This is a genomic window from Alteraurantiacibacter lauratis (assembly GCF_037154155.1).
GTDB lineage: Bacteria > Pseudomonadota > Alphaproteobacteria > Sphingomonadales > Sphingomonadaceae > Alteraurantiacibacter > Alteraurantiacibacter lauratis.
In genome coordinates, this window is sequence record NZ_JBANRN010000019.1 from 17,674 (window position 1) to 37,250 (window position 19,577).

The window sequence follows — 19,577 nt, forward strand, 5'->3', positions numbered from 1 at the left end:
GGCAGAGCGGCTTACTTCTTCTTGCCGGCGATCGGCTTGGCCTTGCCCTTGCGGGTGCGGGCGTTGGTGTGGGTGCGCTGACCGCGAACGGGCAGGCCCTTGCGGTGACGCAGGCCGCGATAGCAGGCCAGATCCATCAGGCGCTTGATGTTCATCGCGGTATCGCGGCGCAGATCGCCTTCCACCGTGTAATCGGCATCAATCGTTTCGCGGATCTGCAGCACTTCAGCATCCGACAGGTCCTGGACCCGGCGCGAATGATCGATGCCCAGCTTGTCGGCAATCGCCTTGGCCGTGGTGGGGCCGATACCGTGAATATAGGTAAGCGCCACGATAACGCGCTTGTTGGTGGGGATATTCACCCCGGCAATACGAGCCACTTTATTCTCCTGCTCCACAGGGGGTGGCAGTTCCTGGCGGACCGCGCCCCTATCTCATCGCGATAGACATATTCGCACCAACGGCATCGCATTGCAGGAGGCCGAAGCCAAAACAGCAAAAGCCCGGTTGGCGCGCATAGTTGGCTGCGGCCTGCCGGACCCAATACCGATGAAACGAGTTCGGAGGCCGTAAGGTGATTCGGCCAATGCGTCAAGCATCCAAAGCAGCCGCAAGACAATTCCTGCGCCAGCGCATAACTTTATCCGATAGGCCCCTTATGCCATCAAGAGCGCACGGCGTCAAAGCCCATGCCGGACAACGGCAAACGCCGTGCTGCCTTTCACTTGCGGTCAAGGATTGCGGCAATCTGACCGGTTACCGTATCGATCGCGCCCATCCCGTCCACGCGCGACACAAGGCCGCGTGCTTCGTAATAGGGGAGGATAGGCGCAGTCTTGGCGCGGTATTCGGCCATCCGCGTGCGGACCGTCTGCTCGTTATCGTCCGGACGACGCTTGAATTCGGTGCCACCGCATTTGTCGCACACACCGGGTGTCACGGGCTGCTTGAACACATCGTGATACCCTGCCCCGCAGGAAGCACAGGTAAAGCGGCCGGTAATGCGCTCGACCAGTGCATCTTCGTCCACCGCCAGTTCGATCACATGGTCGAGGCTGCGTCCGTGCTTGGCCAGCAGCGCGTCGAGCGCCACGGCCTGCGCCTCGGTGCGCGGATAGCCGTCGAAAATCGCACCGGTATCGGGCCCCATTGCTGCCAGTTCGGCGTCGATCAGGTCGGACACGATCTCGTCCGACACGAGCTGCCCCGCTTCCATCACCGCCTTGGCGCGCAGGCCCACGGGCGTGCCCGCCTTGACAGCAGCGCGAAGCATGTCGCCCGTCGAGAGCTGCCGCATACCGTGCCGGTCGACCAGCAAGGAAGACTGCGTGCCCTTCCCCGCTCCGGGAGGGCCAAGCAGAATGATGTTGAGTGCCATGAAACCCTCCCCAGACAGGCAGCCCCCGCTACCCGCCGCAATTTGCCTGGAATAGCCGGCGCTTAGCGCATCCGGCCTTTCAGCTTGGCCTTCTTGATAAGGTCACCATACTGGTGCGCAAGCAGGTGGCCCTGGATCTGGCTGATCGTATCCACAGTCACATTGACCACAATCAGCAGGCTGGTGCCGCCAAGGAAGATCGAAAAGCCGGTGTTACGCAGCAGATATTCCGGCGCAACGCACACGATCGTCAGATAGATCGCGCCGATAACGGTGATGCGCGTCAGCACATAATCGAGGTAATCCGCCGTCCGCTTACCCGGTCGAATGCCCGGAATAAAACCGCCATTCTTCTTCAGGTTCTCCGCCGTGTCTTCGGGATTGAACACCACCGCCGTGTAGAAGAAGCAGAAGAAGATGATGCCGATGGCATAGAGCGTCAGGTAGATCGGCTGACCCGGCGCCAGATAGAGGTTGAGCGTCTGAACCACCGAATAGAACATGCTGTCGGTCTGCACCGAATTCCCGGCAAACTGGCTGATCGTCAGCGGCAGCAACAGCAGCGAGCTGGCGAAGATCGGCGGGATCACGCCCGCAGTGTTGATCTTGAGCGGCAGATGCGACCGGTCAGCCTGCATCCCGCCATTCTGCGTCGCGCGCTTGGGATACTGGATCAGCAGGCGGCGCTGCGCCCGTTCCATGAAGCAGATGAACAGGATCAGGATGATCACCATTGCGATGATGCCGATGACCGTCGCATTGCCTATCGACCCTTCGGCATAACCGCTGAACAGGTTCGAGGTGAAGGTCGGGAACTGCGCCACAATCCCCGCCATGATGATCAGCGACACGCCGTTGCCGATACCGCGACTGGTGATCTGTTCGCCCAGCCACAGCAGGAACATCGTCCCGCCAATCAGGCTGATCACCGCACCCACCTTGAACATGAGGCCCGGCGCAACCACGGCCTGAAGCCCGCTCTGCGCGGCATAGGCTTCCAGACCCGATGCCAGAAACCAGCCCTGGATCGCGCACAGCAGCACCGTGCCATAGCGGGTGTACTGGTTGAGCTTCTTGCGCCCCGCCTCGCCTTCCTTCTTGATCGCCATCAGCGCCGGATGCAGCGAGGCAGCCAGCTGAATGACGATGGAAGCGGTAATATAGGGCATCACGCCCATCGCGATCAGGCTCATCCGCTCCAGCGAACCGCCGGAAAAGGTGTTGAACAGATCAAGGATGCCGCCGCGCGTCTGGTCGTAGAGAGTTTCAAGGATCAGCGGGTTGACACCGGGCAGCGGCACAAAGCTGAGGAACCGGAACACGATCAGCGCTCCAATCGTGAACCAGATGCGCTGGCGCAGTTCGGTCGCCTTGCCGAAATTGGAGAAGCTCAACGAGCTGGCGATGTTATCGGCGCGTGATGCCATTGTCTCTGTTTCGCCCTGAAATGGACGCCGGTCGCCCGGCAGTCACGGTCATGTAGGGGGCACCGGGCCGCTTGTCGAACCCGGTGCCGGACATTTTTTGTCCTTGCCCCCGACAATCCTTACTTGGCGGCGGCCTTGTTCGCCTCGCGGCGGGCCGTCTTTTTCTCGTGCTCGCTCGGCTGGGCGGCGGGCAGTTCGACCGAACCACCGGCCTTTTCCACCGCCGCGCGGGCCCCGGCCGAAACGCCATCGACCTTGAAGGTCAGCTTGGCGGTCAATTCGCCCTTGCCAAGCAGGCGCACGCCATCCTTGCCGCCGCGCGCAACGCCCGCAGCCTTGAGCGCGGCGTGATCTATCACCGCCTTGGCATCGAGCTTGCCGGCATCGACCAGCTTCTGGATCATGCCCACGTTCACCTCGGCAAAATCCTTGCCGAACGGATTGTTGAAGCCGCGCTTCGGCAGACGCATGTGCAGCGGCATCTGGCCGCCTTCAAAGCCCTTGATGGCAACGCCCGAACGGCTCTTCTGGCCCTTCTGGCCGCGGCCTGAGGTCTTGCCCTTGCCCGAACCGATGCCACGGCCCACGCGGATGCGGGATTTACGGGCACCGGCATTGTCGCGGATGTCATTCAGTTTCATGTCTTGCACTCGCTTTCGCTTTGTTCGCGCCAAAAAAGGAAGTGGCCCGGTAATGCGCCGGGCCACCTTGTGTCAATCCAACTTGCCCCCGACATACCGGCGGCAGGCCGATTATTCGACGATCGTCACCATGTGCGGCACCTTGCGCAGCGCACCGCGCACTTCGGGGGTGTCTTCCAATTCGACCACCTTGTGCATCTTGTTCAGGCCCAGACCGATCAGGATCTGGCGCTGAATGGCCGGGCGACGGATCGGCGAGCCGATCTGCTTGATCTTGATTTTCGCCATGATCGTTTACTCCGCAATCGCTTCGGCAGCGGCTTCAGCCTCTGCTTCGCTCGCGCCGCCGCGACCCAGCAGGTCGGCAACCTTCTTGCCACGGCGCTGGGCAACCGACTTCGGCGAAGTCTGCTCGCTCAGCGCGTCAAAGGTGGCGCGGATCATGTTGTAGGGGTTGCTGGTGCCGATCGACTTGGTCACCACGTCGGCCACACCCAGGCTTTCGAACACCGCGCGCATCGGGCCGCCGGCGATAATGCCCGTGCCCGGAGGGGCCGAACGCACATTCACCTTGCCCGCACCGAAATGGCCCTTGCCGTCGTGGTGAAGCGTCCGGCCTTCCTTGAGCGGAACGCGGATCATCTTCTTCTTCGCGGCCGAAGTCGCCTTGTTGATCGCTTCCGGCACTTCGCGCGCCTTGCCATGGCCAAAGCCGACACGGCCCTTGCCATCGCCAACCACAACCAGTGCGGCAAAACCGAAGCGCTTGCCGCCCTTCACGGTCTTGGAGACGCGGTTGATGTGGACGAGCTTTTCGATCAGCTCCTCGCCGCCATCATCCCCGCCGCCGCGGCGGTCGTCACGGTCACGGCGCCCACGGCCAGCGCGTTCACCGCCACGGTCGTTGCCGCCACGCTCGCCACCGCGGCCACGGCCACGGCGCGGCTGATCGGTGCCCTCAGCAGACCCTTCAGCAGCGGCGACTTCGGTGTTTTCGATGATTTCGTCAGCCATAATCAAAACTCCAGCCCGCCTTCGCGGGCGGCATCGGCCAGCGCCTTGACGCGGCCATGGAACAGGAACCCGCCGCGATCGAACACGACAGTCTTCACGCCAGCCTTGACGGCAGCGGCGGCGATGTCCTTGCCCACCTGCGCGGCAGCATCGACATTGGCGCCTGAGGACTTGCTGCCCAGAGTGGATGCAGCGGCCACGGTGCGGCCATCCTTGTCGTCAATGATCTGCGCGTAGATGTGCTTGCCGGTGCGGTGCACCGAAAGGCGCGGCTTGCCACCGGCACGCGCGCGCAGCGCGGTGCGGACACGGCGGCGGCGGCGTTCAAAGAGAGAGAGCTTTGCCATCTTACTTCTTCTTCCCTTCCTTGCGGAAGATATATTCGCCGCGATACGCCACACCCTTGCCCTTGTAGGGTTCGGGCTTGCGCCATTCACGGATCTCGGCAGCGAACTGCCCGACCTTCTGCTTGTCGATACCGGTGATCTCGATCGTGGTCTGGTCCGGGGTCTTTACTTCCAGACCTTCGGGCACGGTCAGATCGACATCGTGGCTGTAGCCGAGCTGCAGCTTGATCGTCTTGCCCTGCGCCGAAGCGCGGTAGCCGACGCCCTTGATGTCGAGGATCTTGGTGAAGCCGTTCGACACGCCTTCGACCAGATTGGCCACCAGCGTGCGCTGCATACCCCAATGGCTGCGGGCCACCTTGGTCGCATTCGCCGGCTTGACGGTGATCGCGTCACCATCAACCGAGTATTCCACATGGTCGGACAGGCCCATCGTCAAAGTGCCCTTGGGCCCCTTGACGGTCAGCTGACCGTTTTCGATCTGCGCGGTCACGCCATTGGTAATGGCGACCGGCTTCTTGCCGATGCGGCTCATTAGAACACCTCCGCCAGCACTTCGCCGCCAACATTCTGCTGCCGCGCTTCGGCGTCGGACAGCACGCCGCGGGGCGTGGAGACGATCGAAATGCCAAGGCCGTTGCGCACGGGAGCAAGCTCCTTGCTGCCCGAATAGACACGGCGGCCGGGCTTCGAAACGCGCGCGACATACTTGATCGCGGGCTCGCCTTCGAAATACTTGAGCTCGATGCGCAGCGCCTTGTGCGGGCCGGTGTTATCCTCGGTATAACCGCGGATATATCCTTCGCGCTGGAGAACTTCGAGAACGTTCGCACGCAGCTTCGAGGCGGGGGAAAGGACGGAATCCTTCTTCGCCTGCTGGCCGTTGCGGATACGGGTGAGCATATCACCCAGGGGATCGGTCATAGCCATCGTTCAGATCCTCACCAGCTCGACTTGGTCACGCCTGGGATAAGGCCGTGATTGGCCAAATCGCGCAGCTCGATGCGGCACAGGCCGAACTTGCGGTAATAGCCGCGCGGGCGGCCGGTGGTGGCGCAGCGGTTGCGCACGCGGGTCGGATTCCCGTTGCGCGGAATTTCCGCAAGCTTGAGGCGCGCAATCAGACGCTCGCTCTCGTCGAGCGATTCATCATCGGCAATCGCCTTCAGCTTTGCGTACTTGCCCGCATACTTCTTCACGAGCTTCTTGCGCCGCTCGTTCTTGTTGATGGAACTCAGTTTCGCCATGGACTTAAGCTCTCCTGATGCCGCTTACGCGGCAGCCTTTTCTTCTTCGGCTTCTTCAGCCGGGAACGGGAAACCGAACAGACGCAGCAGTTCGCGCGCTTCTTCATCGGTCTTGGCGGTGGTGGTGACAATGATATCCATGCCCCGCACCTTCTCGATCTTGTCGTAGCTGATCTCAGGGAAGATGATCTGCTCCTTCAGGCCCATGGCGTAATTGCCATTGCCGTCGAAGCTCTTCGGGTTGAGGCCACGGAAGTCGCGGATGCGCGGCATTGCGATAGTCACCAGGCGGTCGAGGAATTCGTACATCCGGTCACGGCGCAGCGTCACCTTGCAGCCAATCGGCATCCCCTCGCGCAGCTTGAACTGGGCGATGGACTTCTTGGCCTTGGTGATCACCGGCTTTTGGCCTGCGATCAGTTCCATTTCCTCGGCGGCAATCTGAACCTTTTTCTTGTCCTGACTGGCCTCGCCCACGCCCATGTTGAGCGTGATCTTTTCCAGACGCGGAACTTCCATGTGGTTCTTGTAACCGAACTTCTCGGTCATCGCCTTGACGATGCGGTCGTTATACGCCGCCTTCATGCGAGGGGTATAATCAGCCATCGATCTTCTCCCCGGACTTGACGGCAACGCGCACCTTCTTGCCATCCTGCATTTCAAAGCGGACGCGGGTGGGCTTGCCATCCTTGGGATCGGCAATGGCGACCTTGGAAATCGCCATCGGAGCGGGCGCGCGGTCAATGCCGCCCTGCGGATTGGCCTGAGTCGGCTTGCGGTGGCGCGCAGCCACGTTCACGCCTTCGACCACGACCTTGCCTTCGGAAGGCAGGACACGTGCAACAGTCCCGGTGCGGCCCTTGTCCTTGCCCGAAAGCACGACGACCTGGTCACCCTTCTTGATCTTAGCCGCAGCCATCACAGCACCTCCGGAGCAAGGCTGATGATCTTCATGAAACCCTTGGAACGCAGTTCGCGCACCACCGGGCCAAAGATACGGGTGCCGATCGGTTCCTCGTTCTTGTTCACCAGAACCGCGGCATTGCTGTCGAAGCGGATCACGCTGCCATCGGGACGGCGCACATCCTTGCGGGTGCGCACAATCACGGCACGGTGCACGTCGCCCTTCTTCACGCGGGCGCGCGGCTGCGCCTCCTTCACGGAGACGACGATGACATCCCCGACCGACGCGGTACGACGCTTCGAGCCACCCAGCACCTTGATGCACTGGACGCGCTTGGCGCCGCTATTGTCCGCGACGTCGAGATTGGATTGCATCTGGATCATTGATCCGTCTTCCTTCTCACTGGCTTGCCGGAACCAGTCCGGCAGTTCCTAATACGCCTGCCCCCTTTCAGGGGCACGAATTGCTCAGTTACCGGCCGCCTCAACATCGAGATCAGCTTCTACCGCGACACCCTTGCTGGCCGATACGCGATCAAGAACCTTCCAGGTCTTGGTCTTGGAAATCGGACGGGTCTCCTCGATGCGGACGGTGTCGCCCACGGTAAAGGCATTGTCTTCATCGTGCGCGTGATACTTCTTCGAACGGCGGATGATCTTCCCGTAGAGCGGGTGCTTCACCTTGCGTTCGACCTTCACGGTCACGGTCTTGTCGGTCTTGTCAGAAGTGACGGTGCCGATAAGGATACGCTTGGGCATGGGTTTCTCCTCAGGCCTTCACGGCTTCGGCCGCGCGCTGGACCTGAAGCGTCTTGATGCGGGCGATCTCGCGGCGCACTTCCTTCACCCGCGCAGGACGCTCGAGCTGGTTGGTGGCAGCCTGAAAGCGCAGGTTATACGCCTCGCGCTTGAGGCTGACGAGAGCTTCGGTGAGCTGATCGTCGGACTTGGTCCGCAGATCTTCCATGATGTTCTTCTTGGCCATCATTCGCCTCCCAGGTGCGAGGTATCGCCCAGACGGGCAACAACCTTGGTCTTGATCGGCAGCTTCATCGCGGCGCGTTCAAACGCCTCGGCCGCCAGCGGACCGGGAACACCGTCCAGTTCGAACAGGATACGGCCCGGCTTCACCCGCGCGGCCCAGTATTCCACCGAACCCTTGCCCTTACCCTGACGGACTTCGGCAGGTTTCTTGGACACCGGAACATCGGGAAACACGCGGATCCACAGGCGCCCCTGACGGCGAATGTGGCGCGTGATCGCACGGCGAGCCGCTTCGATCTGGCGCGCGGTGATGCGTTCCGGTTCCATGGCCTTGAGGCCATAGGAGCCGAAATTCAGCGCCGAGCCGCCCTTGGCGTCACCCTTGATCCGGCCCTTGAAGGCCTTGCGGAACTTGGTTTTCTTCGGTTGCAGCATTGCTCTACCCTACCCTCAGCGTGCCGGACGGACGCCGGAAGTCTGCGCTTCCATCATCAGCCGGTCCTGAGCCATCGGATCGTGAGCGAAAATCTCGCCCTTGAAGATCCAGCACTTGATGCCGATGATGCCATAGGCAGTCAGCGCCTCGGCCTCAGCGTAATCGACATTGGCGCGCAGCGTGTGCAGCGGCACACGGCCTTCGCGATACCATTCGACGCGGGCGATTTCCGCACCACCCAGACGGCCACCGCACACGATCTTGATGCCTTCGGCACCCAGACGCAGCGCGGACTGTACGGCGCGCTTCATTGCCCGGCGGAAAGCCACGCGGCGCACCAGCTGATCGGCAATGCCCTGCGCAACGAGCTTGGCATCGATTTCCGGCTTGCGGATTTCCACGATATTCAGCTTCACTTCGCTGGGGGTCAGCGCCGAAAGCTGCTTGCGCAGCTTTTCGATGTCAGCGCCCTTCTTGCCGATGATCACGCCCGGACGCGCGGCATAGATCGACACGCGGCACAGCTTGGCCGGGCGCTCGATCACCACCTTCGAAATCGCGGCCTGCGGCAGCGTGTCGAACACGAACTTGCGGATCGCCAGGTCTTCCTTGAGCAGCTGACGGTAATCAGCGCCCTCGGCATACCAGCGGCTGTCCCAGGTGCGGTTGATCTGCAGACGCAGACCGATCGGATTGCTCTTCTGTCCCATCGATCAGGCCTCCTCGGACATTTCGCGCACAACGATGCGCAGACGGCTGAACGGCTTCATGATGCGCGTGGACTTGCCACGGCCGCGGGTCGCAAAGCGCTTCATGGTGACGGACTTGCCCACGCTGGCTTCGGCCACGACAAGCGCGTCGACGTCCAGATTGTGGTTGTTTTCCGCATTTGCGATCGCCGAGGCGAGCACCTTCTTCGCATCGCGCGCCATGGCCCGCTTGGAAAAGGTGAGGATGTTCAGCGCATCCTCGGCCTTCTTCCCGCGGATCAGTGCAGCGACAAGATTCAGCTTCTGCGCCGAACCGCGAATGGTCGTGCCAACGGCCAGCGCCTCGTTATCGGCGACGCGCCGGGGAGCTTTCTGCTTGCCCATTATCGCTTACCCTTCTTGTCGGCAGCGTGGCCGGGGAAATTGCGCGTGGGCGCGAATTCACCAAGCTTGTGGCCGACCATTTCCTCGTTGACGGACACCGGAATGAACTTCTGGCCGTTATAGACGTTGAACGTCAGGCCGACGAAATCGGGAAGCACGGTGGACCGGCGCGACCAGGTCTTGATCGGCTTTGCACTGTTGGCTTCCTGGGCTTCCTGCGCCTTCTTCAGCAGGTGAAGGTCGACAAACGGACCCTTCCAGACGGAACGTGCCATCGCTGCTTACCTCTTCTTCTTGGCGTGACGCGAACGGATAATCAGCTTGTCCGTCTGCTTGTTGTTGCGGGTGCGGGCACCCTTGGTGGGCTTGCCCCACGGGGTAACCGGGTGACGGCCGCCCGAAGTCCGGCCTTCACCACCACCATGCGGGTGATCGACCGGGTTCTTGGCGACGCCGCGGGTCAGCGGCTTCACGCCCATCCAGCGCTTGCGCCCGGCCTTGCCGAAGTTTTGGTTCTGGTTGTCGGGATTCGACACCGCGCCAACCGTGCCCATGCAATCGGCACGCAGGTAACGCTGTTCGCCGCTGTTCAGGCGCACGATCACCATCCCGCGGTCACGACCGACGAGCTGCACATAAGTGCCTGCCGAACGCGCGATCTGCCCGCCCTTGCCCGGCTTCATCTCCACATTGTGGCAGATGGTGCCGACCGGCATCTGGCCCAGCAGCATGGCGTTGCCGACCTTGGTATCGACCTTTTCGCCAGCAACCACGCTGTCACCCACAGCCAGGCGGTTGGGAGCCAGGATGTAGGCCAGTTCGCCGTCCTCATACTTGATGAGAGCGATGAAGGCGGTGCGGTTGGGATCGTATTCGATCCGCTCGACCACGGCCGACATGTCCCACTTGCGACGCTTGAAGTCGATGTAGCGGTACTTCTGCTTGTGGCCGCCGGCCATGCCGCGCGAAGTGACGTGACCCTTGTTGTTGCGGCCACCGGTCTTGCGCTTGCCTTCGGTCAGAGCCTTGACGGGCTTGCCCTTGTACAGCGCCGACTTGTCGACGAGGACCAAAGCGCGGCGCGCCGGGCTGGTCGGGTTATAATTCTTCAGTGCCATCGGATCAGCTCACGCCTTCGGTGATGTCGATCATCTGGCCTTCAGCCAGCGTGACAACCGCCTTCTTGATGTCCGAACGCTTGTAGGGCTTGCCCTTCCAGCGCTTGCTCTTGCCCTTCTGGACAATCGTGTTCACGCCCGTGACCTTTACGTCATACAGGGCTTCCACGGCTTCCTTGATCTGCGGCTTGGACGCAGTGGGAGCCACCTTGAACACGACCGCATTGTTCTCCGAGAGAAGCGTCGCCTTCTCGGTGATGTGCGGAGCAACGATCACGTCATAATGACGCGCGTCAATTGCGCTCTTCTTAGCCATTGAAACGCGCCTCCAGCTTTTCGACCGCCGCCTTGGTCAGGATCAGCGTGTCATGCTTCAGGATGTCGTAGACGTTCGCGCCCACCGCCGGCAGGACATTCACGCCCGGCAGGTTGCGCGTTGCCAAGGCGAAACCGGCATCAACGGCGTCGCCGTCAATCACCAGCACCTTGCCGGCCCAACCGTTCTTGCCGAAAGCCGCGGCAATCGCCTTGGTCTTGGCGTCCTTCAGCTCAAGGCTGTCGACCACGACAAGGCCGGAATTGACCTTGCTCGACAGAGCCATCTTCAGGCCGAGCGCACGCACCTTCTTGTTCAGCGACTGCCCGAATTCGCGGCGACGCGCACCATGCGCCTTACCACCGCCAATGAAGACAGGGGCGCGGCGATCACCGTGACGGGCACGCCCGCCCCCCTTCTGGCGACCGAACTTGATACCCGAACGGGCCACGTCCGAACGCTCGCGCGTGGCGCGGGCAATGCCGCGGCGGTTTTCGAGCTGCCAGGTGACGATGCGGTGCAGGATGTCTGCCCGCGGCTCCACGCCGAACACGGCATCGCTCAATTCGATGTCGCCCGACGCCTTGCCGTCAATGTTTTGGACCTTCACCTTCACGGATCAGCCCTCCTTGTTCGCGTCGTCGGCGGCATCGGCCGCTTCGACTTGGGTGGTTTCTTCAGCGACGGCTTCGCCTTCGACCTGATCGGCCAGCTTCGGCTCGTCCTGAACAGGCTTGGCGGCGCTCTTGTCGACGATCGCACCGGGGAACGGCAGGCCTTCGGGGGCCGGAACCTTCACCGCATCACGAACCAGCAGCCAGCCATTCTTCGAACCGGGCACCGAGCCCTTCACGAAGATGAGGCCGCGGTCGGCATCGGTGCGCACGACTTCCAGGTTCTGCTGGGTGCGCTGGCGATCGCCCATGTGGCCCGCCATCTTCTTGTTCTTGAAGACCTTGCCCGGATCCTGGCGGTTACCCGTCGAACCGTGCGAACGGTGGCTGACCGACACGCCGTGCGAGGCGCGCAGACCACCGAAGCCCCAGCGCTTCATGGCGCCGGCAAAGCCTTTGCCCTGCGTATGGCCGGTGACATCGACCATCTGGCCGGCAATGAAATGCTCGGCCGAAATGGTGGCACCTACGGGCAGCAGGCCGCTCTCGTCCGCCACGCGGAACTCGGCAACCTTCTGCTTCAGGCCCACTTCCGCCTTGGCGAAAGCTTCGCGCTGCGGCTTGTTGACATTCTTCTGCTTGGCTTCGCCAGCACCGACCTGCACCGAATAATAGCCGTCACGTTCAGCGGTGCGGTGGGCGGTAACCTGGCAGCCTTCCAGCGCGAGAACGGTGACGGGCACGTGCCGGCCATCCTCCTGGAACAGGCGGGTCATCCCGACTTTCTTCGCGATCACGCCAGTGCGCATGATCCATACTCCTCAACAGAGGCACACGGGACCATCCCGCGTGCTTGGTCAGCCCGAATTGTCATGCATCGCCCCGTCCGGGCTGAGATGCCTCCTCCCCCGTGTATCGGGGTCAGAAGCGAGACGGGGGACGCAGCCCGGATAAAATCCGGCGGTATCCCGATGTCTTGCATCGCCTTGCAGCAATGCGGGGCCATCAGAAGCCCCTGAAACCTTCGGCGCGTTTAAGGTCTGCACCGGAGACCGGAAATCAGCAGCTTACGCCAGCTTGATTTCCACGTTCACGCCGGCAGCCAGATCGAGCTTCATCAGCGCGTCGACGGTCTGGGCGTTAGGCTGCACAATGTCGAGCAGCCGCTTGTAGGTGCGCACCTCGAACTGCTCGCGCGACTTCTTGTCGACATGCGGACCGCGGTTCACGGTGAACTTCTCGATACGCGTCGGCAGCGGAATGGGGCCACGAATAAGAGCACCCGTGCGACGCGCGGTATCTGCGATTTCACCAGTTGCCTGGTCAAGAACGCGATGGTCGAACGCCTTGAGGCGAATGCGGATATTCTGAGCTTCCATGTCCTGTACCGATGCGAAAGAGCCATGGAGACCATCGCTGGCCTCCTAAACAAAGAACCGCCCCACCTGACCGGGATTCCGGTGAGGGGCGGCCCCCGAAAAAGCGACCGGCGAGGGACGAATCCCCCGCCGGTGGCGCGCCTATATTACTTCGTGATCTCGCTGACAACCCCCGAACCAACGGTGCGGCCACCTTCGCGGATAGCGAAGCGCAGACCCGCATCCATCGCGATCGGCGCGATCAGCCGCACGCCGATAGTGACATTGTCACCCGGCATCACCATTTCGGTGCCTTCGGGAAGGATCACTTCGCCGGTCACGTCGGTGGTGCGGAAGTAGAACTGCGGGCGGTAGTTGGCGAAGAACGGCGTGTGACGGCCACCTTCATCCTTCGACAGCACATACACTTCGGCGGTGAACTCGGTGTGCGGCGTCACCGAACCCGGCTTGGCGAGAACCTGGCCACGCTCCACTTCGTCACGCGCGATACCGCGAATGAGGGCACCGATATTGTCGCCCGCTTCCCCGCGATCCAGCAGCTTGCGGAACATTTCCACGCCGGTCACCGTGGTCTTCTTGGTGTCGCGGATGCCGACGATTTCGACTTCGTCACCCACATTCACAATGCCGGTTTCGATGCGGCCGGTCACGACGGTGCCGCGACCAGAGATCGAGAACACGTCTTCGATCGGCATCAGGAAGGGCTTGTCGATCGGACGGTCGGGCTGCGGAATGTACTCGTCCACTGCCTTCATCAGTTCCTTGATCGAATTTTCGCCGATTTCCGGATCGCGCCCTTCGAGAGCCGCGAGCGCCGACCCCTTGATGATCGGAATGTTGTCCCCATCGAAGTCGTAGCTCGACAACAGTTCGCGCACTTCCAGCTCGACCAGTTCGAGGATTTCCGGGTCATCGACCTGGTCAACCTTGTTCATGTAGACGACCAGGGCGGGCACACCGACCTGGCGGGCCAGCAGGATGTGCTCGCGGGTTTGGGGCATCGGGCCGTCAGCCGCGTTCACAACCAGAATGGCACCGTCCATCTGCGCCGCGCCCGTGATCATGTTCTTCACATAGTCGGCGTGGCCGGGGCAGTCGACGTGGGCATAATGGCGGGCATCGGTTTCGTATTCCACGTGCGCCGTCGAAATCGTGATGCCGCGCTCGCGCTCTTCCGGGGCCTTGTCGATGTTCGCGAAATCAACCGGAGCGCCCTGCACCTTGGTGATCGCCGCGGTCAGCGTGGTCTTGCCATGGTCAACGTGACCGATGGTGCCGATGTTGCAGTGCGGCTTGGTCCGCTCGAATTTTGCCTTTGCCATTTTTGTAACCTTCTCAAGTTCGAAATTGGAATGCGTGTAGATCAGGCGGGCGTCTCACCGACTTGGCGCTGAATCAGGCGCCCGCCCCTAGACGTTGCGTCAGCCTTACGCAAGCTTCTCCTTGACCTCGGCCGCGACATTCGCCGGGACCTCGTCGTAATGGGAGAACTGCATGGTGTACTGGGCCCGGCCTTGGGTGAACGAACGCAGTTCATTCACATAGCCGAACATGTTCGCCAGCGGCACATGGGCTTCCACGACCTGGGCATTGCCGCGCGTGTCGGTGCCCTGGATCATACCGCGGCGGCTGTTCAGATCGCCGATCACGTCGCCCATATATTCTTCCGGCGTCACCACCTCGACCTTCATGATTGGTTCGAGCAGCTTGATGCCGGCCTTCTGCGCCGCTTCACGCATCGCACCCCGGCCAGCGATTTCAAACGCCAGCGCCGAGGAGTCGACATCGTGGTACTTGCCGTCCAGCAGCTCCACCGAGAAGTCGATGATCGGGAAGCCGATCAGCGAGCCGGTCTCGGCGGTTTCCCTCATTCCCTTTTCGATCGCGGGGATATATTCGCGCGGAATATTGCCGCCCTTGATCGAATCGATGAAGGTGAAGCCCGAACCGCGTTCTCCGGGAGTCAGCTTGACCTTCACTTCGCCGAACTGGCCCGAACCGCCCGACTGCTTCTTGTGCGTGTAGGTCAGCTCCACCGGCTTCGCCAGATATTCGCGGTAAGCCACCTGCGGCGCGCCGACATTGGCCTCCACCTTGAATTCGCGGCGCATGCGGTCAACCAGGATTTCGAGGTGAAGTTCACCCATGCCCTTGATGATCGTCTGGCCCGATTCATGATCGGTCGACACGCGGAAGCTGGGATCCTCGGCAGCCAGGCGGTTGAGCGCGACGCCCATCTTTTCCTGGTCAGCCTTGGTCTTGGGTTCCACCGACAGTTCGATGACAGGTTCCGGAAACTCCATGCGCTCCAGAATAATGGGCGCGCGTTCGGCGCACAGCGTATCGCCGGTGGTGGTTTCCTTCAGGCCCGCAATCGCCACGATGTCACCAGCAAAGGCTTCATCAATGTCTTCCCGGTTGTTGGAATGCATCAGCAGCATGCGGCCGATCTTTTCCTTCTTGTTCTTCACCGAGTTGAGCACCGTGCCCTTGGACAATTTGCCCGAATAGATGCGCGTAAAGGTGAGCGAGCCGACAAAGGGGTCGTTCATGATCTTGAACGCCAGCGCAGCGAAAGGCGCGTCGTCCGAAGTCGGACGGCTATCCTCTTCCCCGGTTTCGGGATTCACGCCCTTCACGTCCTCAATATCCAGCGGGCTGGGCATGAAATCGACCACCGCGTCGAGCAAGGTCTGCACACCCTTGTTCTTGAAGGAGGAGCCGCACAGGACGGGCACAAAGGCCTGCGCAAGCGTGCCCTTGCGGATCAGCTTGATGAGCTGCTCAGGCGAAGGCTCGACTCCTTCGAGATAGGCCTCCATCGCCTCGTCGTCCTGCTCGACAGCGAGTTCGACCAACTTCTCGCGGTATTCGGCGGCCTTGTCGACCAGATCGGCCGGGATTTCTTCATAGTAGAATTCCGCGCCGAGACTCTCGTCCTTCCAAATAATTGCGCGCTGATTGATAAGATCAACCAGACCCCTGAAATCACTTTCGGTGCCAATCGGCAGGTAAAGAACAAGAGGAGTTGCACCCAGACGATCAATGATAGTCTGCACACAGTAATAGAAGTTGGCACCAGTACGGTCCAACTTATTAATGTAGCACATTCTTGGCACGCCATACTTGTCAGCCTGGCGCCACACTGTTTCAGATTGGGGCTCCACGCCGGCCACACCGTCGAAAGCGGCAACTGCGCCGTCGAGCACGCGCAGCGAGCGTTCGACTTCGATCGTGAAATCCACGTGGCCGGGCGTGTCGATGATGTTCAGGCGGTGATCGCGCCAGAAACAGGTGGTCGCGGCCGAGGTGATCGTGATCCCCCGCTCCTGCTCCTGCTCCATCCAGTCCATCGTCGCAGCACCTTCGTGCACTTCGCCGATCTTGTAGGACTTGCCGGTGTAATAAAGAATCCGCTCGGTCGTGGTGGTCTTGCCGGCGTCGATATGCGCCATGATACCGAAATTGCGGTAGCGTTCGATCGGATGGCTGCGGGCCATGACTGTTTCCTCAAAGGTTCGAAGCTTGCCGGAAAATCAACAGGCCGGCGCGCCCCATATAATGGAAGATATGACCGCTTGAAGACCGAGGCCCAAATGCCCCGGCCCCCAAGCGGCAAGCCCTTACCAGCGGTAGTGGCTGAACGCGCGGTTCGCATCCGCCATGCGGTGCGTGTCTTCGCGCTTCTTCACCGCCGAACCGCGGTTGTTGGCGGCATCCATCAGCTCGCCCGAAAGACGGGCGGCCATGGTGGTTTCCGCACGACCGCGCGCGGCGTTGATCAGCCAGCGAATGGCCAGCGCCTGCGCACGTTCGGGACGCACTTCCACCGGCACCTGGTAGGTGGCACCACCCACGCGGCGGCTGCGCACTTCCACGGCCGGCTTGATGTTGTCGAGCGCGGCATGGAACACCTCGACCGGATTGGTCTTGGCGCGGGCTTCCACGGTTTCCAGCGCGCCATAGACGATCTTTTCGGCCACGGCCTTCTTCCCGTCCAGCATGAGGTTGTTCATGAACTTGGACAGCACCACATCACCAAAGCGGGGATCGGGCAGGATTTCCCGCTTTTCGGGACGACGACGACGAGACATATTCGAAACTCCTTCGGAGTGCAGCCACCCCATCAGGGGCGGCCTTGCGGCTCCGGCCCACTCGCGCTTGCCAGACCCTCAGGCCGGGCCACCCGCAAGGTGCCGCCCGCGTTGAAACCTTACTTCGGACGCTTGGCGCCGTACTTCGAGCGGCTCTGCTTGCGGTCCTTCACGCCCTGCGTGTCGAGAACGCCGCGCAGCACGTGGTAACGCACACCGGGAAGGTCGCGCACACGGCCGCCGCGGATCAGCACCACGGAGTGCTCCTGCAAATTGTGGCCTTCGCCCGGAATATAGGCGATCACTTCACGGCTGTTGGTCAGGCGGATCTTGGCCACCTTGCGCAGCGCCGAGTTCGGCTTCTTCGGCGTGGTAGTGTAGACGCGGGTGCAGACGCCGCGCTTCTGCGGGTTCTTTTCCATCGCCGGCACCTTGCTCTTGGCCTTCACAGGCTGGCGCGGCTTGCGGACAAGCTGGTTGATCGTAGGCATGTAAATACTTCACCTTGTTCGAAGGTGCCACCCGTTGCCCTGATCGCAATGATGGAGAGAAAACAAGGACCGTGCGGAGGAACGACCGTTCGCCTTGGGCCTGCCGAAGGGCATTCCCTTCGCCAAACCGCCAACACGGCATACCTGCACGAGCCTGAAACGCTCCACCCGAAAAGGGCACATTCGTGCACCGGGTTACTTTGCCGGAGGCCTGCCCTGTTGCCGCAAAGCGCCGGGGGAGACGAAACCGCCAATGTTCAGCTCTAAGCCCAAGGACGAAGCAAGCCTTCGCCCTTCGGATGTGCGCGCCCATAGCGGGGGTTGGGGGCTGGGTCAAGGGTGGGGGCGATTGCGCCAGCACCAGTTGATGCCGTGCCCACTCCCAACCCCTCCCGCTTGCGGGAGGGGCGCGAGATTTGGCGGCTTGCCGCCTAGTCGCAGCGGGGTGGGCTGGTAGCGATCAGAACAGTTCGCCCCGTCCCGGATGTTTCTTCATCCTGCGCCGCAAGTCGCGCTTCATCTTCTTTTCTTGCTCAATCATCCGCATCGCAAGATCGAACAATTGCTCCATCCGGTCGGCCGAAATTGGCTCTTCGTCGGGAGGAGTTTTGTTCAAAGCAAACTTCCCTGCTTGCCCGCGTCCATATCCTCCCGCTTTGCCTGCTTGCCTGCGCTTGCCACATCAACCAGCGGAATATTGGGCCGCTTGCCTTGGAAAATCTCGGCCAGCGTCAGGATTTGCAGGCGCGGATATTTTCGGCCTGTGGTGGGGTTTTCCCACAATCCCACAGCGGCCGCATCGCGGATCATCGCGCTGGTTGGGGCCTGCGCGGTGATGAACACGCCAAAGGGCGCGCGCTCGCGTTCGATCACTTGGGCCAAGCGGCCAATATCCTTGACCCCAGTTGCCCCGCCTTTCACCTCCACAATCGCGCGTTCGGTCTTTTTGCCATCGGGCTTGAAATAGATGATGCCATCAATCCCGCCATCGGCCCCCTTGCGCCCCCCTTTCCACGGCTGCGCTTCCACCACCGAGAGCGCCCAGAGTTCAAACTGGTGCTTGTCGCGCGCGGCGAGATCGAGCGCGGATTGCAGGTCTTGCGGTCGCCCGACGACTTCGAAGGCGAGGCCGGGAAAGGCGTCCTTCATGCGCTTTTCGATGAGGCCCACGGCGAGGTGCGTGACATCAATCCCGATCCACTGTCGCCCCAGCTTTTGCGCAGCGTGAACGGCGGTGCCGCAACCGCAGAACGGATCGAGCACCACATCGCCCTCGTTCGAGGAAGCGGCGATGATGCGTTCGAGCAGCGCGAGGGGTTTTTGGGTGGGGTAGCCGAGGCGTTCTTTCGAAACGGGCGCAAGAATTGGGATGTCCCAAACCGCGTTAAGTGCAACACCGGCAGACTCGCCGGACTCCTGCGTCGGATTACGCTTTCCAGTTTCGTCAAAAGTTACTTTCTGCTGCGCCCCTTTCCAACGCTTCATTGAGCTTTAACTGGGGGGCATCAAGAGTGAGTGAAATGTGTCTTTATCCGTTTTCGAATAAAATAGGATGTTATCGTGCATCCTTTGAAAACGCTTCGCTTTCGTTGGCCAGCGTCGATAACTCCAGACTATGTCGTTTTCGAAGCGTTTGGCCCCAAACACCCCATCCAGCAGCAGCTTGAGGTAATGGCTCGCGGTCGGGTCGCAGTGCAGATACAGCGATCCCGTCGGCTTCAGCACCCGGTGCAATTCGATCAGCCGCACCGCCATCATGGCAAGGTAAGCCATCATGTCGTTATCGCCGAGGAAGGCGCGCATCGCCCGCAGCAGTTCGAACGCATCCGAATTGCCGCTGCGCATCACATCGTCAAAGGCTTCCTCTGCCGTGTCGTTCCAGTGCCATGTATCCTCGAACGCCTCGATCTGTGCATCGCTGTCCGCGCCTTCGGGCGATTTGAACAGGATGTTGTAATTGGCGTTCGAATTGAACGGCGGATCAAGATAAACGAGGTCCACGCTCTCATCCGCGATATGTTAGGGTCTAAACCCAATCAGCCTCTTGAAATTCAGTGCGTGTATTGATTCAGAGTGTCTCCGCTGAAGCAGGAG

The 19,577-nt window shown here is 61.3% G+C and carries 29 protein-coding genes and 1 pseudogene; all 30 read right to left on the bottom strand.

Translation table 11 applies throughout. The features are described 5' to 3' along the window. Positions 1 to 11: 11 nt before the first annotated feature. Positions 12 to 380 (bottom strand): 30S ribosomal protein S13, encoded by a 369-nt coding sequence (rpsM, locus tag WFP39_RS14375; RefSeq protein WP_336920549.1) that lies wholly within the window; start codon positions 378 to 380, stop codon positions 12 to 14. A 341-nt stretch (positions 381 to 721) separates the two neighbouring features. Further along, a complete protein-coding gene (locus WFP39_RS14380; protein ID WP_336920550.1) occupies positions 722 to 1,378 on the bottom strand; it encodes an adenylate kinase in 657 nt (218 codons plus the stop codon). A 62-nt stretch (positions 1,379 to 1,440) separates the two neighbouring features. After that, on the bottom strand, positions 1,441 to 2,805 hold the full coding sequence (gene secY / locus WFP39_RS14385; RefSeq protein ID WP_336920551.1) for a preprotein translocase subunit SecY: 1,365 nt from the start codon (positions 2,803 to 2,805) through the stop codon (positions 1,441 to 1,443). Positions 2,806 to 2,924: 119 nt separating this feature from the next. Beyond that, positions 2,925 to 3,446, bottom strand: a complete 522-nt coding sequence (rplO, locus tag WFP39_RS14390; RefSeq protein ID WP_336920552.1) for a 50S ribosomal protein L15 — start codon at positions 3,444 to 3,446, stop codon at positions 2,925 to 2,927. A gap of 111 nt (positions 3,447 to 3,557) precedes the next feature. Next, entirely contained in the window at positions 3,558 to 3,734 is a 177-nt protein-coding gene (gene rpmD, locus WFP39_RS14395; protein ID WP_336920553.1) for a 50S ribosomal protein L30, read from the bottom strand. A 6-nt stretch (positions 3,735 to 3,740) separates the two neighbouring features. Then, on the bottom strand, positions 3,741 to 4,460 hold the full coding sequence (gene rpsE / locus WFP39_RS14400; protein WP_336920554.1) for a 30S ribosomal protein S5: 720 nt from the start codon (positions 4,458 to 4,460) through the stop codon (positions 3,741 to 3,743). 2 nt (positions 4,461 to 4,462) lie between these two features. After that, positions 4,463 to 4,807, bottom strand: a complete 345-nt coding sequence (gene rplR / locus WFP39_RS14405) for a 50S ribosomal protein L18 (RefSeq protein WP_336920555.1) — start codon at positions 4,805 to 4,807, stop codon at positions 4,463 to 4,465. A 1-nt stretch (position 4,808) separates the two neighbouring features. Further along, positions 4,809 to 5,342, bottom strand: a complete 534-nt coding sequence (gene rplF, locus WFP39_RS14410) for a 50S ribosomal protein L6 (protein WP_336920556.1) — start codon at positions 5,340 to 5,342, stop codon at positions 4,809 to 4,811. Continuing rightward, a complete protein-coding gene (gene rpsH, locus WFP39_RS14415) occupies positions 5,342 to 5,737 on the bottom strand; it encodes a 30S ribosomal protein S8 (protein ID WP_336920557.1) in 396 nt (131 codons plus the stop codon). Before rpsH ends, rplF begins: the two co-directional genes overlap by 1 nt. 11 nt (positions 5,738 to 5,748) lie before the next feature. Further along, positions 5,749 to 6,054: a 30S ribosomal protein S14 gene (gene rpsN, locus WFP39_RS14420; protein ID WP_336920558.1), complete on the bottom strand. Its 306-nt coding sequence runs from the start codon at positions 6,052 to 6,054 to the stop codon at positions 5,749 to 5,751. Positions 6,055 to 6,078: 24 nt separating this feature from the next. Continuing rightward, a complete protein-coding gene (gene rplE / locus WFP39_RS14425) occupies positions 6,079 to 6,660 on the bottom strand; it encodes a 50S ribosomal protein L5 (protein ID WP_336920559.1) in 582 nt (193 codons plus the stop codon). Continuing rightward, entirely contained in the window at positions 6,653 to 6,973 is a 321-nt protein-coding gene (gene rplX, locus WFP39_RS14430) for a 50S ribosomal protein L24 (RefSeq protein ID WP_336920560.1), read from the bottom strand. Before rplX ends, rplE begins: the two co-directional genes overlap by 8 nt. Continuing rightward, positions 6,973 to 7,341: a 50S ribosomal protein L14 gene (rplN, locus tag WFP39_RS14435; RefSeq protein ID WP_120324291.1), complete on the bottom strand. Its 369-nt coding sequence runs from the start codon at positions 7,339 to 7,341 to the stop codon at positions 6,973 to 6,975. The genes rplX and rplN overlap by 1 nt, the downstream gene beginning before the upstream one ends. An 84-nt stretch (positions 7,342 to 7,425) precedes the next feature. Then, positions 7,426 to 7,716, bottom strand: coding sequence for a 30S ribosomal protein S17 (gene rpsQ / locus WFP39_RS14440; RefSeq protein WP_336920561.1), 291 nt, complete (start codon positions 7,714 to 7,716; stop codon positions 7,426 to 7,428). Positions 7,717 to 7,726: 10 nt separating this feature from the next. Further along, positions 7,727 to 7,945 (bottom strand): 50S ribosomal protein L29, encoded by a 219-nt coding sequence (gene rpmC, locus WFP39_RS14445; protein ID WP_377923258.1) that lies wholly within the window; start codon positions 7,943 to 7,945, stop codon positions 7,727 to 7,729. Next, the gene (rplP, locus tag WFP39_RS14450) at positions 7,942 to 8,376 is read right to left on the bottom strand and encodes a 50S ribosomal protein L16 (protein ID WP_336920562.1); all 435 of its coding nucleotides are present in this window, start codon (positions 8,374 to 8,376) and stop codon (positions 7,942 to 7,944) included. The genes rpmC and rplP overlap by 4 nt, the downstream gene beginning before the upstream one ends. Positions 8,377 to 8,391: 15 nt before the next feature. Further along, positions 8,392 to 9,087, bottom strand: coding sequence for a 30S ribosomal protein S3 (rpsC, locus tag WFP39_RS14455; RefSeq protein ID WP_336920563.1), 696 nt, complete (start codon positions 9,085 to 9,087; stop codon positions 8,392 to 8,394). Positions 9,088 to 9,090: 3 nt separating this feature from the next. Then, on the bottom strand, positions 9,091 to 9,471 hold the full coding sequence (rplV, locus tag WFP39_RS14460; protein WP_336920564.1) for a 50S ribosomal protein L22: 381 nt from the start codon (positions 9,469 to 9,471) through the stop codon (positions 9,091 to 9,093). Next, entirely contained in the window at positions 9,471 to 9,746 is a 276-nt protein-coding gene (rpsS, locus tag WFP39_RS14465; protein ID WP_336920565.1) for a 30S ribosomal protein S19, read from the bottom strand. The genes rplV and rpsS overlap by 1 nt, the downstream gene beginning before the upstream one ends. 6 nt (positions 9,747 to 9,752) lie before the next feature. Beyond that, positions 9,753 to 10,589: a 50S ribosomal protein L2 gene (rplB, locus tag WFP39_RS14470; RefSeq protein WP_336920566.1), complete on the bottom strand. Its 837-nt coding sequence runs from the start codon at positions 10,587 to 10,589 to the stop codon at positions 9,753 to 9,755. A 4-nt stretch (positions 10,590 to 10,593) separates the two neighbouring features. After that, the gene (locus WFP39_RS14475; RefSeq protein ID WP_336920567.1) at positions 10,594 to 10,905 is read right to left on the bottom strand and encodes a 50S ribosomal protein L23; all 312 of its coding nucleotides are present in this window, start codon (positions 10,903 to 10,905) and stop codon (positions 10,594 to 10,596) included. Beyond that, entirely contained in the window at positions 10,898 to 11,521 is a 624-nt protein-coding gene (gene rplD, locus WFP39_RS14480) for a 50S ribosomal protein L4 (RefSeq protein ID WP_336920568.1), read from the bottom strand. Before rplD ends, WFP39_RS14475 begins: the two co-directional genes overlap by 8 nt. Positions 11,522 to 11,524: 3 nt before the next feature. Further along, positions 11,525 to 12,328 carry a 50S ribosomal protein L3 gene (gene rplC / locus WFP39_RS14485; protein WP_336920569.1) on the bottom strand — a complete coding sequence of 268 codons (804 nt, stop codon included), beginning with the start codon at positions 12,326 to 12,328 and terminating at the stop codon, positions 11,525 to 11,527. A 258-nt stretch (positions 12,329 to 12,586) separates the two neighbouring features. Then, positions 12,587 to 12,898, bottom strand: coding sequence for a 30S ribosomal protein S10 (gene rpsJ / locus WFP39_RS14490; RefSeq protein ID WP_017665146.1), 312 nt, complete (start codon positions 12,896 to 12,898; stop codon positions 12,587 to 12,589). A 146-nt stretch (positions 12,899 to 13,044) separates the two neighbouring features. After that, entirely contained in the window at positions 13,045 to 14,220 is a 1,176-nt protein-coding gene (gene tuf, locus WFP39_RS14495; protein ID WP_336920570.1) for an elongation factor Tu, read from the bottom strand. A 105-nt stretch (positions 14,221 to 14,325) separates the two neighbouring features. Next, complete coding sequence (gene fusA / locus WFP39_RS14500) at positions 14,326 to 16,398, bottom strand: elongation factor G (RefSeq protein ID WP_336920571.1); 2,073 nt, start codon at positions 16,396 to 16,398, stop codon at positions 14,326 to 14,328. 123 nt (positions 16,399 to 16,521) lie between these two features. Then, positions 16,522 to 16,992, bottom strand: coding sequence for a 30S ribosomal protein S7 (gene rpsG / locus WFP39_RS14505; protein ID WP_336920572.1), 471 nt, complete (start codon positions 16,990 to 16,992; stop codon positions 16,522 to 16,524). A gap of 119 nt (positions 16,993 to 17,111) precedes the next feature. Continuing rightward, entirely contained in the window at positions 17,112 to 17,483 is a 372-nt protein-coding gene (gene rpsL / locus WFP39_RS14510; RefSeq protein WP_336920573.1) for a 30S ribosomal protein S12, read from the bottom strand. Positions 17,484 to 18,095: 612 nt separating this feature from the next. Next, entirely contained in the window at positions 18,096 to 18,632 is a 537-nt protein-coding gene (locus tag WFP39_RS14515) for a restriction endonuclease (protein WP_336920575.1), read from the bottom strand. Positions 18,633 to 18,671: 39 nt separating this feature from the next. Then, a pseudogene (locus tag WFP39_RS14520) lies at positions 18,672 to 19,484 on the bottom strand (DNA-methyltransferase); the annotation flags it as partial. Positions 19,485 to 19,577: the final 93 nt, after the last annotated feature.

Coding starts and splice junctions, on each gene's coding strand:
- WFP39_RS14380 (WP_336920550.1), bottom strand. CDS start 1,378: ATGGCACTCAACATCATTCTGCTTGGCCCTCCCGGAGCGGGGAAGGGC.
- secY (WP_336920551.1), bottom strand. CDS start 2,805: ATGGCATCACGCGCCGATAACATCGCCAGCTCGTTGAGCTTCTCCAAT.
- rplO (WP_336920552.1), bottom strand. CDS start 3,446: ATGAAACTGAATGACATCCGCGACAATGCCGGTGCCCGTAAATCCCGC.
- rpmD (WP_336920553.1), bottom strand. CDS start 3,734: ATGGCGAAAATCAAGATCAAGCAGATCGGCTCGCCGATCCGTCGCCCG.
- rpsE (WP_336920554.1), bottom strand. CDS start 4,460: ATGGCTGACGAAATCATCGAAAACACCGAAGTCGCCGCTGCTGAAGGG.
- rplR (WP_336920555.1), bottom strand. CDS start 4,807: ATGGCAAAGCTCTCTCTCTTTGAACGCCGCCGCCGCCGTGTCCGCACC.
- rplF (WP_336920556.1), bottom strand. CDS start 5,342: ATGAGCCGCATCGGCAAGAAGCCGGTCGCCATTACCAATGGCGTGACC.
- rpsH (WP_336920557.1), bottom strand. CDS start 5,737: ATGGCTATGACCGATCCCCTGGGTGATATGCTCACCCGTATCCGCAAC.
- rpsN (WP_336920558.1), bottom strand. CDS start 6,054: ATGGCGAAACTGAGTTCCATCAACAAGAACGAGCGGCGCAAGAAGCTC.
- rplE (WP_336920559.1), bottom strand. CDS start 6,660: ATGGCTGATTATACCCCTCGCATGAAGGCGGCGTATAACGACCGCATC.
- rplX (WP_336920560.1), bottom strand. CDS start 6,973: ATGGCTGCGGCTAAGATCAAGAAGGGTGACCAGGTCGTCGTGCTTTCG.
- rplN (WP_120324291.1), bottom strand. CDS start 7,341: ATGATCCAGATGCAATCCAATCTCGACGTCGCGGACAATAGCGGCGCC.
- rpsQ (WP_336920561.1), bottom strand. CDS start 7,716: ATGCCCAAGCGTATCCTTATCGGCACCGTCACTTCTGACAAGACCGAC.
- rpmC (WP_377923258.1), bottom strand. CDS start 7,945: ATGATGGCCAAGAAGAACATCATGGAAGATCTGCGGACCAAGTCCGAC.
- rplP (WP_336920562.1), bottom strand. CDS start 8,376: ATGCTGCAACCGAAGAAAACCAAGTTCCGCAAGGCCTTCAAGGGCCGG.
- rpsC (WP_336920563.1), bottom strand. CDS start 9,087: ATGGGACAGAAGAGCAATCCGATCGGTCTGCGTCTGCAGATCAACCGC.
- rplV (WP_336920564.1), bottom strand. CDS start 9,471: ATGGGCAAGCAGAAAGCTCCCCGGCGCGTCGCCGATAACGAGGCGCTG.
- rpsS (WP_336920565.1), bottom strand. CDS start 9,746: ATGGCACGTTCCGTCTGGAAGGGTCCGTTTGTCGACCTTCACCTGCTG.
- rplB (WP_336920566.1), bottom strand. CDS start 10,589: ATGGCACTGAAGAATTATAACCCGACCAGCCCGGCGCGCCGCGCTTTG.
- WFP39_RS14475 (WP_336920567.1), bottom strand. CDS start 10,905: ATGGCTAAGAAGAGCGCAATTGACGCGCGTCATTATGACGTGATCGTT.
- rplC (WP_336920569.1), bottom strand. CDS start 12,328: ATGCGCACTGGCGTGATCGCGAAGAAAGTCGGGATGACCCGCCTGTTC.
- rpsJ (WP_017665146.1), bottom strand. CDS start 12,898: ATGGAAGCTCAGAATATCCGCATTCGCCTCAAGGCGTTCGACCATCGC.
- tuf (WP_336920570.1), bottom strand. CDS start 14,220: ATGGCAAAGGCAAAATTCGAGCGGACCAAGCCGCACTGCAACATCGGC.
- fusA (WP_336920571.1), bottom strand. CDS start 16,398: ATGGCCCGCAGCCATCCGATCGAACGCTACCGCAATTTCGGTATCATG.
- rpsG (WP_336920572.1), bottom strand. CDS start 16,992: ATGTCTCGTCGTCGTCGTCCCGAAAAGCGGGAAATCCTGCCCGATCCC.
- rpsL (WP_336920573.1), bottom strand. CDS start 17,483: ATGCCTACGATCAACCAGCTTGTCCGCAAGCCGCGCCAGCCTGTGAAG.
- WFP39_RS14515 (WP_336920575.1), bottom strand. CDS start 18,632: ATGAAGGACGCCTTTCCCGGCCTCGCCTTCGAAGTCGTCGGGCGACCG.